At 45.8% G+C, this 12,336-nt stretch carries 13 protein-coding genes; 12 read left to right on the forward strand and 1 reads right to left on the reverse strand.

The features are described from left to right. The first annotated feature begins 100 nt into the window (after positions 1-100). From CEF21_RS07375 to CEF21_RS07390, 4 genes are all read left to right on the forward strand, one after another. Complete coding sequence (locus tag CEF21_RS07375; protein WP_123914638.1) at positions 101-886, forward strand: SDR family NAD(P)-dependent oxidoreductase; 786 nt, start codon at positions 101-103, stop codon at positions 884-886. Positions 887-950: 64 nt separating this feature from the next. After that, entirely contained in the window at positions 951-1,256 is a 306-nt protein-coding gene (locus tag CEF21_RS07380) for an ArsR/SmtB family transcription factor (RefSeq protein WP_123914640.1), read from the forward strand. Positions 1,257-1,332: 76 nt separating this feature from the next. Further along, positions 1,333-2,349: an NAD-dependent epimerase/dehydratase family protein gene (locus CEF21_RS07385; RefSeq protein ID WP_123914642.1), complete on the forward strand. Its 1,017-nt coding sequence runs from the start codon at positions 1,333-1,335 to the stop codon at positions 2,347-2,349. Beyond that, complete coding sequence (locus CEF21_RS07390; RefSeq protein ID WP_123920040.1) at positions 2,349-3,731, forward strand: aldehyde dehydrogenase; 1,383 nt, start codon at positions 2,349-2,351, stop codon at positions 3,729-3,731. The genes CEF21_RS07385 and CEF21_RS07390 overlap by 1 nt, the downstream gene beginning before the upstream one ends. A gap of 149 nt (positions 3,732-3,880) precedes the next feature. Here the strand turns inward: CEF21_RS07390 and CEF21_RS07395 are convergent, their stop codons facing one another. Then, positions 3,881-4,288 (reverse strand): hypothetical protein, encoded by a 408-nt coding sequence (locus CEF21_RS07395; RefSeq protein WP_123914644.1) that lies wholly within the window; start codon positions 4,286-4,288, stop codon positions 3,881-3,883. 1,362 nt (positions 4,289-5,650) lie between these two features. On the opposite strand from CEF21_RS07395, the gene CEF21_RS21910 reads away from it, so the two are divergent. The 8 genes from CEF21_RS21910 to CEF21_RS07435 all read left to right on the forward strand — a co-directional run bounded on the left by CEF21_RS21910 (position 5,651) and on the right by CEF21_RS07435 (position 12,142). Then, on the forward strand, positions 5,651-6,301 hold the full coding sequence (locus tag CEF21_RS21910; protein WP_481747662.1) for a methyl-accepting chemotaxis protein: 651 nt from the start codon (positions 5,651-5,653) through the stop codon (positions 6,299-6,301). Positions 6,302-6,456: 155 nt separating this feature from the next. Beyond that, the gene (locus CEF21_RS07405) at positions 6,457-7,236 is read left to right on the forward strand and encodes an NUDIX hydrolase (protein WP_241156784.1); all 780 of its coding nucleotides are present in this window, start codon (positions 6,457-6,459) and stop codon (positions 7,234-7,236) included. Between the two features lie 19 nt (positions 7,237-7,255). After that, positions 7,256-7,804: a cysteine hydrolase family protein gene (locus tag CEF21_RS07410; protein WP_123914646.1), complete on the forward strand. Its 549-nt coding sequence runs from the start codon at positions 7,256-7,258 to the stop codon at positions 7,802-7,804. 23 nt (positions 7,805-7,827) lie between these two features. Beyond that, entirely contained in the window at positions 7,828-9,294 is a 1,467-nt protein-coding gene (locus CEF21_RS07415; RefSeq protein ID WP_123914648.1) for a nicotinate phosphoribosyltransferase, read from the forward strand. Between the two features lie 7 nt (positions 9,295-9,301). Further along, positions 9,302-9,916, forward strand: coding sequence for a nicotinate (nicotinamide) nucleotide adenylyltransferase (nadD, locus tag CEF21_RS07420; protein ID WP_123914650.1), 615 nt, complete (start codon positions 9,302-9,304; stop codon positions 9,914-9,916). 24 nt (positions 9,917-9,940) lie between these two features. Then, positions 9,941-10,759: an NAD(+) synthase gene (nadE, locus tag CEF21_RS07425; RefSeq protein ID WP_123914652.1), complete on the forward strand. Its 819-nt coding sequence runs from the start codon at positions 9,941-9,943 to the stop codon at positions 10,757-10,759. Between the two features lie 687 nt (positions 10,760-11,446). Continuing rightward, positions 11,447-11,923 carry a DUF2975 domain-containing protein gene (locus tag CEF21_RS07430; RefSeq protein WP_123914654.1) on the forward strand — a complete coding sequence of 159 codons (477 nt, stop codon included), beginning with the start codon at positions 11,447-11,449 and terminating at the stop codon, positions 11,921-11,923. 9 nt (positions 11,924-11,932) lie between these two features. Continuing rightward, positions 11,933-12,142, forward strand: coding sequence for a helix-turn-helix domain-containing protein (locus tag CEF21_RS07435; protein ID WP_100330217.1), 210 nt, complete (start codon positions 11,933-11,935; stop codon positions 12,140-12,142). Positions 12,143-12,336: the final 194 nt, after the last annotated feature.

The raw sequence follows: 12,336 nt of genomic DNA on the forward strand, positions 1-12,336 counted from the left end.
GTAATTTTGTTGACTTCCATCAGGAAACCTTTTATATTATGTTTATAAGTTTAAATGTTTAAGTTTTTAAACATACAATCAATTGAGAGGGGATACAAATATGAATTCGAATGAATATGTATTGATTACAGGTGCATCAGGCGGGATTGGGATGGAGCTTGCCAAAATTGCCGCGGAGAAAGGCTACGCGCTCATTTTGGCAGCAAGAAATGAGAAAAAGCTTCTGGAATTGAAAGAAAACCTGGAAAAACAATACCGGACAGCTGTTATGGTGCATCAGGCCGATTTATCAAAACCGGAAGAAATCAGCAAAATGGCCGAAGAGCTGAAGCAAAAGCAAATTCATGTCTCTTATCTTGTGAATAACGCGGGGTTTGGATTGTATGGAGAGTTTCTTGAAACAAATTTGGAAGATGAATTGAATATGATCGATTTAAACATACGCTCCCTGACTCACATGGCGAAACTGTTCCTTCCGGAAATGGCGGAAAGGAAAGAGGGAGGCATTTTAAACATTGCCTCAACGGCTGCTTTCCAGCCAGGTCCGTTAATGGCGGTTTACTATGCAACAAAAGCGTATGTACTGTCCTTTACGGAGGCGCTTGAAAATGAGCTGAAAGGTACGAACATCAAGGTTTCCGCTCTATGTCCGGGCCCTACTGCAACAGGATTTTCTGAACGGGCCGATCTTGGCAAGTCGAAGCTTTTCAACAGCGGGGTGATGAGAGCGGATCAGGTGGCACAAATCGGATTTAATGAATGGATGAATGGGAAAACGGTGATAGTCCCCGGGTTCCAAAATAAACTGTTAGCAGGCTCCGTCCGCTTTATGCCGAGAAAAATGGTGACTTCCGTTGTTCGAAGGGTGCAGGGAAAGAATGCGTAAGAAACCGCGCATGCAGCGAATTGGTGTATAATAAGGGTAATTGGATGAAGAAAGGCTGATTAGCATGTCAGAACCGGTTTTAGAAATTTTTCGCTCCTGCACGCCGATTTTTCAGGCACTTGGAGATGCAGCGAGACAGGATATTATTTTGCTGCTCGCGAAGCACGACACTCTAACCGTTAATCAAATTGCCGAGCAGTCCCACTTATCGCGGCCGGCGATCTCCCATCATCTTAAGGTGCTAAGAGACAACGGGCTGGTAGCGATTGAGCAAAAAGGGACACAGCGGTACTATTCATTATCGCTTGATCAGTCTGTCGATCTTTTAAAGCAGCTGATTTCTAAAATAGAAGAAGAGTGTGATCTGTAAATACAGGTTCCCCTCTGTCTTTAATGTTTAAGTATTTAAACGTTTGAACAATAGAACGTGAAAGGAGAAGAATCTCTTGAAAATCGGCGTTATCGGTGCAACCGGCATGATCGGGCATCATACGGCAAAAGCGGTTTTGGAACGCGGCCATGAATTAACCGTGATTCATAGAAAAAACTCAAAGCTTTCATTATTAAATGATTTATCATTCGAGGCAGCCGAAGCCGATCTATCCGATGAAGCGGCTCTGACGAAAGCCTTTGCGGGGTTGGATGCCATTATTCACTGTGCCGCCTATTATCCTTCTGAGCCCCGTCCGCTCAAAGAAGATGTAAGACTGGCCCGTTTGCAGATGGATACATTTTTGTCAGCATGTGAAGCAGCCAAAGGACTGAAAAAAATCGTCTACACCGGGGGATCCATTGCACTGCCTAAAGCTCTGGATGGCAGCCATGGTACCGAGGAGCTCACCTACCGGAGCGCTCCGTCCATAAAAAATGCGTATCTGCATGTCAAATACGAGATGGATAAAATGGCGAGAGAAAGGGCTTCGGAGAATTTGCCGATTGTTATTGGCATTCCTGTCATGTGCTTTGGGGAGTATGACTACGGTCCGTCTACCGGGCAGCTTATTGCAGAGGTCGCAAATGAAACCCTGCCGGCGTATTTAGAAGGAAAACGGAATGTCGTTTACACGGGAGACGCTGGAAGAGGATTAGTGCTTGCAGCTGAAAAAGGAAGGATTGGAGAACGTTATCTATTTGCCGGGAGCAATATTGCTATGAGTGTACTGGTACCGAAGATCGCCATGCTTGCCGGTGTGAAACCTCCGCGCGTAATTCTTCCTCTCCCGGCAGCGAAAATCATCGCTTCCTTCTTATCGGCTAAACAGCGATTATTGGGAGGCCCGAGTCCGAAGCTGTCCAAAACGGCGGTTGCGGTTATGGGACTTGGGCAATTTATAAATGGGAGCAAGGCACAGCGGGAACTCGGGTACAGCCCGTCCCTCACATTGGATGAAACACTTGAGCGGACATTGGATTGGTTCGTTCAGGAAGGCTATATAAAAGATAAAGGAGAGGGTACATCATGATGGAAACACAGCCGGAAGAAATAAAACTTGTTCTCCAAGAACAAAAAACGTATTTTGCCTCTCAGGAAACAAAATCGGTTTCCTTTCGAATGGAACAGCTCCGCAAATTAAAAGATGGGGTAAAAAAGCACGAACAGGACATCGTAAAGGCTCTTGCCCTCGACTTGAATAAATCAGAGCTTGAAGCGTACTCAACAGAAATCGGCATTTTATATGAAGAAATCAATTTTACCCTGAAAAGACTGCAAAACTGGGCGAAACCGAAAAAAGTCCGCACCGCACTGACTCATACCGGTTCAAAAGGATATGTCATCTCTGAGCCATTTGGTGCAGTCTTGATCATTGCACCGTGGAACTATCCGTTTCAGCTTGCTTTATCTCCGCTCGTTGGTGCGATTGCTGCCGGAAATACAGCGGTCATCAAGCCTTCAGAATTGACGCCGAATGTGTCGGCACTCATAAAGAGGATTCTAGAAGAGCAGTACCCGGCTTCCTATATAACGGCGGTGGAAGGTGGAGTATCGACGAGCCAGGCTTTGCTTGCGCAGCCCTTTGACTATATCTTTTTCACGGGCAGCGTCCCGGTTGGAAAAGTCGTGATGGAGGCCGCATCGAAGCATCTTACTCCCGTGACGCTTGAACTGGGCGGAAAAAGTCCGACGATTGTGCATGAAGACGCCAATCTCAAGCTTGCGGCAAAACGGATTGTGTTCGGCAAGTTTACGAACGCCGGCCAGACGTGTATCGCTCCTGACTATCTCCTCGTTCACAAAAAGGTGAAGCATGGACTGATGGAAGCGATGAAGGAAGCGATCAAAGAGTTTTACGGGGAAAATCCGCTGGAAAGCAGCCGCTATTCCAAAATTGTAAACGAGCGCCATTACAGCAGGCTGACGGGTTATTTGCAGGATGGAGACATTCTTTTCGGAGGTGACCGCTCAGACGATACTCACCGCATTGCTCCGACTCTGCTTGAGAACGCTGCCCCCGATTCTCCGGTCATGACCGAAGAAATTTTCGGGCCGATTTTCCCGGTGATGGAGTACGAAACCCTGGACGAAGCGATTGAATTTGTGAACGCGCGTCCGAAGCCGCTCGCCCTCTACTTGTTTACGGAAAGCAAAGACACAGAGCTTGCCGTCACAAGCCGGGTATCGTTCGGGGGAGGCTGTGTCAATGATACCCTCATGCACATTGCCACGCCGTATCTCCCATTCGGAGGAGTCGGGGAGAGCGGAATGGGGAATTATCACGGCAAGTACAGCTTTGAAACCTTCTCCCATTCGAAAAGCGTGCTGAAGCAGACGACCCGGTTTGATTTCAGCTTTCGTTATCCTTCTGCCAAGAATGGATTGAAGCTTGTGAAGAAACTGCTGAAATAAGCGGGATCAGTGAAAACACAGCGGTGATGGAACCGCTGTGTTTTTTTAAGAGCTGGAAGAGTATAAGCAATTTTTTTAAGAGGCTGTGTTAGTTTATTTTTAGGTCAATTTAAAGGGAATCATGATTTATAGAAGGAAATACGTAAAACTCATTCCGTCTTTTCCTCTTTGTTTGCTCGCCCCATTTGATAAATCGTATCCTTGCTTTCTACCCAATAATAATAAGTAACTCCCGGTTCGTTTTCAAAAACAACACCAATATAGTAAGGGTTTAGATGGCGATAGCCGCTCTTACGGTGAGGAACTGCGGAAATAGTCCAATCTTTATCTGGATATTGCTCTTCTAAATATGGTCTAAGCAATTGCATTTTATGGTCAATTTGTGCATCGATCCAAAAAGGGCGTGCACCAAAAAAGATACCGTAAGCTGAAAATACAACGAATGCTAATAACCAACCAGTTTTGCGCCACCTGTCTTTTAATAAGTTGGCAATGAATGCGATTGATATAATTATAGCCCCAACAATTATGAATTCTATTAGTTCTTTAGGATGCATGATTTTTATCCCCCTTTATACAATCAGCCAGAACCAGAACGAAGCATTAAGCTTTGAAAATAATAGGAGCAAGAACACTTTGTTTTCCGTTGCTGGGGCTTTTTATAAGGCTCTGTCAAAGTCTGCAATTGATTCCTGAAATCTGCTGATTGGTGTGAATGGCACGAGACTCCTGATTAGAGCAGAGGCTCACCGCCCGCCCCGCTGGTCGCTGAGCGCCTGAAACGGAAATCAACAGCCAAGTTTAGCAGAGCTTAGAACCAGGCAAGGCAGTGGTCGGTATCGCTGCTGCCCCTTTATAACGGACTATGCATGTTTCATTCGAGAAGGGAGATCATTTCCCTTTAATAAATCCTAAAAAAAGCAAAATTCGAATTTGTCGAAAAATAAACGTGAATTTAGCGCATTTGAGCTACACAACTAGTACTTTATTACGATATATTCATAGATAGACAAATAGGTTTTTTTACTTACACTGGAGGAATCGTTTTGAACGCATTTAAAAACAAGCTTATGCTGTGGGTTTCCGCAGTCTGCATCCTCGTTGCCGGCGGGATTCAGGCCATTCACCGGATTTGGCCGATGCACGAACATATGGAGCATGCAGGCAGCCGCTCCCCCATTCTTTTTATTGCCATGATAATCCCTGTTCTTTTGCTCCTTGCAGCTTTATTTTTTTACGCGAGAGATAACGACCACCGGCTTGTGCCGCTGCTGACTGTTATGACGCTGACCTTTTCGAGTATGGCGATGATTGTGTCCGGAGATGGAATGGTTGTCTATCATTTCTCCATTTTTCTGGTGATTGCTTTAGCTGCTTATTACGACAGCATCAAGCTCATTTCAGTTATGACCGTTTTGTTTGCGATTCCTCATTTCGTGGCCATGTTTGCTTTTACGGAATTGTTTTTCGGTGATCATGCCTACACGTGGTTTATGTTTGCCATTCATGCGTTCTACCTCGTTCTCACTTCGGGAGGGATTTCATGGCAAATTCATACAAAAAATCAGCTGACGAAGCAGCTTGTGCAAAAAAATGAGTGGCAGCGGCAGTCTCTGGACCGTCTGACAGAAGAACTGGCTTCTACGGCCGGCCATATTGCAGAAAATGTGGAAAAGCTGACGGAACATGCGGAATTAACAGAAGGAGTCAGCCATCAAATGAAAGATACGGCTTCAGAGGTAGCTGCGGGAACCGTTCATCAGCTTGAAGAAGCGAAGCAAAGTGAAATCAAAATGAAGAATATGCAGGATGGCGCTGTAAAAATCTCCGATGCTGCAAAGGAGATCAGGGAACGGTCTTTTAATGCCAATAAGCTAGTGAGTACTGGAAAGGCTTCCTTGAAAAATACAGAACGCCAAATGGAGAACATCCATCAAACGTTCCGGACACTTGCTCATTCTGTTTCCGCCCTGCAGAATCAGTCAAATCAGATTGGCGGCATCGTTTCTGAAATTTCCGCTATTGCGGATCAAACGAATCTTCTTGCTTTAAATGCCGCGATTGAAGCTGCAAGAGCAGGAGAGGCAGGAAAAGGCTTTGCCGTTGTTGCGGCAGAAGTGAGAAAGCTTGCCGGAAAATCCAATGAGTCGACTGAGAAAATCAGACATCTCATCGAAACGATTCAGCATGACATTCACCAGGTCACAGAGGAAATGAATACAGGTTCCACAGTGGTCGAAGAAGGTCTTCTGAAGGTAGGAACGACAGCAGAAGCATTCGAAAAAATCGCGTCTGCTTCAAACGATGTTGCGGACGGGACGGACCTGGTAGCAGAACAGTCCGCTCTCTTCCTGCGAACAATGGAGGAAATAAGCGGCGCCATTACAAGCATGACATCCGCTCTGCAGCACAGCCGTGTAGCAAGCGGAGAAATGATCGGCAGCATGGAGCATCAAACAGAAGCCGTTCATCATCTGCAGACAATCATGGAATCGCTTGGCGGCCTTACCGTTCATTTGAATGAGCTTGTTGGATCTCTTGGAGAGAACAAGGCGAAGGCTGTTTTATAAAACTAGTGAAAAAGAGCATCCGGACCGGATGCTCTTTTTATATTGTCTTTCCGAAAAGTCGGCCGCCGATTCCTTTTGGCTTCCGAGTTGACTTCCTGCAAATCCTGTATTACAATTTCAATTAACAAAATGTTAATTAAAAAGATGGTGAAAAATTGAGCCAAACAAATAAAGATGCTTTGAAAAATTACAACCCGGGAAAGTACCGGACACCTGATGGATATACGTCTGATATTGCGGTTTTTACGATTCATTCAGAAAAGCGGGAGCATAAGCCTCCGGTCATGAGCCTGATGCTGATGCTGATTCAGAGATCGATGGAGACAGCGGAGGGCACACCGAACATTGAAGCGGGCAAGTGGGCGCTTCCGGGAGGATTCGTTCAGCCTGATGAGACGGCGCTTGAAGCCGCTCACCGTGAACTGCTGGAGGAAACGGGGGTTCGCGGAATTCATATGAAGCATTACGGCATGTATGACCAGCCGGGCCGGGACCCGCGCGGATGGATCTTATCGAACGCCCATTACGCCATTGTTCCGGAGGATTTATTGCACAACCGGAAGGCAAGTGATGATGCGGAGGATGTTCAGCTTTTCCCGTTGGAGGATCTGGACTCCATTACGCTCGCTTTTGATCACGAACAGCTGATTCAAGACGCCATCCGTGAAATACGGTCGGATTTGCTTCAGACAACAGCCGCTAAAAATTTCCTTCCGGAAGAGTTTACTTATTCGGAGCTTCAGGCCGTGCTGCTGACTGTTACCGATGATCAGGCCATTAAAAGCGATCAGTCATTTGCAAGGAAGATTAAGACCCTTCCATTTATCGAGGAGGCGGCGGGTAAAACCACGGCCAGAACTTCTAAAAAGCCGGCAAAGCTGTACCGGTTTGTGGAAATGGACGTCATTAAGCCAATCTATACGGCACGATACTAAATAAACAGGGGGAATGGGCATGAGCAGGGCATTGATTGTGATTGATTACACAAATGACTTTGTGGCAGACGGCAGAGCACTCACTTGCGGAAAACCGGGGCAGGCCATCGAAGGAGAAACGGCCAGAATAACAAAGGAATTTATCATGAAGGAAGATTTCGTTGTTTTCGCTGTGGATATTCACAAAAAAAATGACCCGCATCATCCTGAAACGGCCCTTTACCCTCCTCATAATATTGAAGGAACAGCCGGCCGGCACCTTTACGGCAGTCTCCAGGATGTATATATGGAGAGCCGGCACCTTGATCATGTTTTTTGGATGGATAAAACGCGCTACAGCGCATTCGCAGGGACGAATTTGGAAATCCTTCTCAGAGAGAGGGGAATAACCGAGCTTCATTTAATCGGGGTATGCACGGATATTTGTGTGCTTCATACAGCCGTTGATGCTTATAACAAAGGCTTCAAGCTGGTTATTCATGAAAAAGCAGCGGCAAGCTTTGATGAAGAGGGACATAAATGGGCGCTAAGGCACTTTAAAGGAAGCCTGAACGCGCAAATTCAGTAGTTGGATGGAGAGGAGATCAACAGATGCACCACAAATATGAGGATGACAGCCTGGCCCTTCATACGGACCTTTATCAAATAAATATGGCGGAAACCTATTGGGAAGACGGGGTTCATAACAACAACGCGGTGTTTGAACTGTTTTTCCGGAAGCTGCCGTTTGGCAATGGATACGCGGTTTTCGCAGGATTGGAACGAATCATTCAGTATTTGGAGGAATTCCATTTTTCCGAAAGTGATTTGGCCTTTTTAAAGGAGCTTGGCTATCAGGATGATTTCCTTGCCTATTTAAAGGATATGCGCTTTACCGGTTCCGTCCGTTCGATGGAAGAAGGGGAGCTTGTATTCGGCGGAGAGCCGATGGTCCGAATCGAAGCTCCGCTTGCAGAAGCCCAGCTGATTGAAACGGCTCTGCTTAATATTGTGAACTTCCAGACCCTGATTGCGACGAAAGCATGCAGAATTAAGCAGGCAGTCGGAGATCAGACGGTCATGGAATTCGGTTCAAGGCGGGCGCATGAGCTTGATGCAGCCGTGTGGGGAACAAGAGCGGCATTTATCGGCGGCCTGGAAGCAACATCTAACGTGCGGGCAGCGAAGCTTTTCGGTATTCCGGCTGCCGGTACCCATGCCCATGCCCTTGTTCAGGCATATCGCGATGAGTATACAGCCTTCCATAAATACGCACGCCGCCATAAAGATTGTGTCTTTTTGGTGGATACGTACGATACACTGAAGTCCGGTGTGCCGAATGCGATAAAAGTCGCTCAGGAGCTGGGGGACAAAATTAATTTTGTTGGAATCCGGCTTGATAGCGGCGATATGGCGTACTTATCGAAAAAAGCGAGAAAAATGCTGGATGAAGCGGGGTTCACGGAAACGCATATCATCGCCTCCAACGATCTGGATGAGGACACCATTATGAACCTGAAATCCCAGGGGGCAAAGATCGATACATGGGGAATCGGGACGAAGCTGATTACCGCTTACGATCAGCCAGCCCTTGGCGCGGTGTATAAACTCGTCAGCATTGAGGGCGGGGATGGACGGATGCAGGATACGATCAAAATCAGCGGCAACCCTGAAAAGGTGACGACTCCGGGCATGAAAAGGATCTACCGGATCATTAACACAAACAATCATAAGTCCGAAGGCGATTATATTGCGCTTGAAGAGGAAAACCCGAACGAGGAAGAACGGCTGAAGATGTTCCACCCGGTTCATACGTATATCAGCAAATTTGTCACAGACTTTGAAGCGCGCGATCTTCACAAGGACATCTTTGAAAACGGGAAACTCATTTACGATCTGCCTTCCATCCAGGAAATTCAGGGGAAAGTGAAGACAAATCTTGAGGAGCTTTGGGATGAGTACAGAAGGAAGCTCAATCCGGAGGACTACCCGGTAGACTTGAGTGAAAAATGCTGGGAAAACAAAATGCGAAACATTCGCGAAGTGAAGGAAAAGGTGGAAAAAATAAGAAAAGGGTGAGAGACGGATGGCGAAAATCGGGATATACGGCAGCTCCTTCGATCCGGTCACAAACGTTCACCTGTGGACAGCAAGCACGGTCGCCCATCGCTGCAAGCTGGACCGGGTCATTTTCCTTCCCTGTTCAAGCAAGCGAAAAGATAAAAGCCTGAATACGACCGATGAACACCGGATGGCGATGCTTGAGATGGCCCTGAATAACAATGATAAATTCATTCTCGATGACTACGAAATGAAGCAGGACAGCTGGAATGTGTACACGTATCACACGATGCAGCATTTCCATTCCGTTTTCCCGGGCGATGAAGTATCGTTTATCATGGGAGCGGATCTTCTTGTCGATATTGCCGAAGGGAAATGGAAGTATTCCGATGAGCTGATTGCCAATAATAAGTTTATCGTCATGGCCAGGAATGGTATAGATATGTTAAAGACCATATCCCGTTCGCCCTTTTTGCGCAATTACGATGACGGCACAAGGTTCCATTTGATTGATAAGGGACTCGCGATGGAAATCAGCAGCACATATATCCGCGAGGAGCTGGCAAAAGGCGGGGAACCGCGCTACCTGCTTCCCGATGCCTGCTATGATTATGTGAAAAAGCACGGCCTGTATCAATAAGCAATCTTAGAGGAGGACTTTATTGTGAGTATGCAAAAGCAGATTATGAAGGACTTAAACGTTCAGCCTGAAATCAATCCGGCAGAGGAAATCCGGAAACGGGTCGATTTCCTGAAAGACTATGTGAAAAAAACAAAGACAAAAGGATTCGTTCTCGGAATCAGTCTTGGCCAGGACTCCACGCTTGCAGGCAAGCTGAATCAAATGGCAGTGGAAGAGCTTCGCCAGGAAGGCTATGACGCGAAGTTCCTGGCCGTTCGTCTGCCATACAATGTTCAGCATGACGAACATGACGCAGAGCTTGTATTTGATTTCATGAAGCCGGACAAAATCGTGACGTATAACATCGCCGCTGCGGTGGACGGTTTCACCGCTACATACAACGAATCCGATGAGGTGAAGCTCGCGGATTACCATAAAGGAAACGTTAAAGCACGGATCCGCATGACCGCACAATATGCGTTCGGCGGACAGCATGGTCTCCTTGTAACGGGAACAGACCACGCCGCTGAAGCCGTAACCGGATTCTTCACGAAATACGGAGACGGCGGAGCAGATATCCTGCCGCTTACCGGCTTAACAAAAAGACAGGGGAAAGCTCTTCTAAAAGAGCTTGGCTGCCCGGAAAGCCTGTACATGAAAGCTCCAACGGCCGACCTGCTCGATGAAAAGCCGCAGCAGGCCGATGAAACCGAGCTTGGCATTACGTATGATGAATTGGACGACTACCTGGAAGGCAAAGAAGTATCAAGTGAAGTGGCTGAAAAGATTGAAAAGCGCTATATGATTACAGAGCATAAGCGCCAGCTGCCGGCTACGATGTTTGATGGATGGTGGAAGTAAGGGAAGAAGACCGGGTAGACTAGCTAGATAATTAAAGAGGTTGGGACAAAACTAAAATTTTTGTCCTAAAGCCGAATAGTCTTTTGAAGAGGCTATGTTAAAGAAAGTTGTTGATTTTTCACACCTGTTGATTGGAGCGGAAGGCGTGAGACTCCTGCGGGAGCAGCGGGACAGGTGAGACCCCGCAGTGGCGAAGCCAGGAGGAGGCTCACCGCCCGCCCCGCGGAAAGCGAACGCCTGAAGCGGAAATCAACAGCCAAGTTTAACAGCGCTTTTGAAGAAAGCATGAAAAACAATAAAACCGAACGATTACGAACCTCTATACCAGAGATTCAGATAATCGTTCGGTTTTTTAATTAGCCGAAAACCTTTTGTCCCAGTCTCTTTTTTGTTATTGGTCTGTTAAGGCGTGCTGTTGATTTTTGACACCTGTTGATTGGAGCGGAAGCGTGAGACTCCAGCGGGCTTACCGCCCGCCCAAGGATGAGCAAGCAGCCTGAAGCGGAAATCAGCAAAACAAATGTTAGATGAAAAGGAAGAAAAGCTTTAAATCGGACTTACTGGACAGCCCGATTTATTTGAAAAGGAAATCCTCTACAATAATAATTTAATAATAAATAGTAAATATTTATTGATAAACAATAAATATTGGTTTAAAATTAACAAAAAATGGAGGTGGATATTGGAATGAAACAAAATAAAATTACTTTTTTGAAAATAACTATTTTTATCACTGGGCTCATTGTACTGTCGTTAAGTATATTTTTATTGCCAAACTTGGCAGGAGATACAGCAGTGACGTACCCGGAGTTTGCTTATTTGGAAATCCCAGTTCTGTTGGGGATATATGTAACAGCCATACCATTTTTTCTGGCTTTATACGAAGCGTTAAAAATTTTAAATCATATACAACGAAAGAATGCCTTTTCTAATTTGTCTGTAATTTCTCTAGGATATATAAAGAACTGTGCATTAACCATTTTCGTCTTATATGTAATAGGGATGATTTCGCTTGCTGTGCTAAATGCTTTACACCCTGGAGTTGCCATTATGGGTATGGTGATTGTTTTTGCAACTCTTGTTATTGCGGTATTTGCTGCTATTCTTCAGGAACTCTTAAGAAATGCAATTGAATTAAAATCCGAAAATGATTTAACCGTTTGAGGTGGTAAAATGGCAATAATCATAAATATTGATGTCATGCTTGCTAAAAGAAAAATGAGTGTAACAGAACTTACAGAGAAAGTAGGCATCACAATGTCTAATCTTTCTATATTGAAAAACGGAAAAGCAAAAGCGATTAGGTTCTCCACTTTAGAAGCAATATGCAAGGCATTGGAGTGTCAACCTGGTGATATTCTTGAGTATAGAAGTGAAGATTGAACATTTACAAAGGAAAATGAGGTTGGGACATAACTAAAATTGTTGTCCTAGAGCCGAATATTTCTTTTGAGAAGGCTATGTTAAAGCATGTTGTTGATACTTAAGACCTGTTGATTGGAGCGGAAGGCGTGAGACTCCTGCGGGAGCAGCGGGACAGGTGAGACCCCGCAGTGGCGAAGCCAGGAGGAGGCTCA

Source organism: Bacillus sp. FJAT-42376 (assembly GCF_003816055.1).
Taxonomy (GTDB): domain Bacteria; phylum Bacillota; class Bacilli; order Bacillales; family Bacillaceae; genus Metabacillus_B.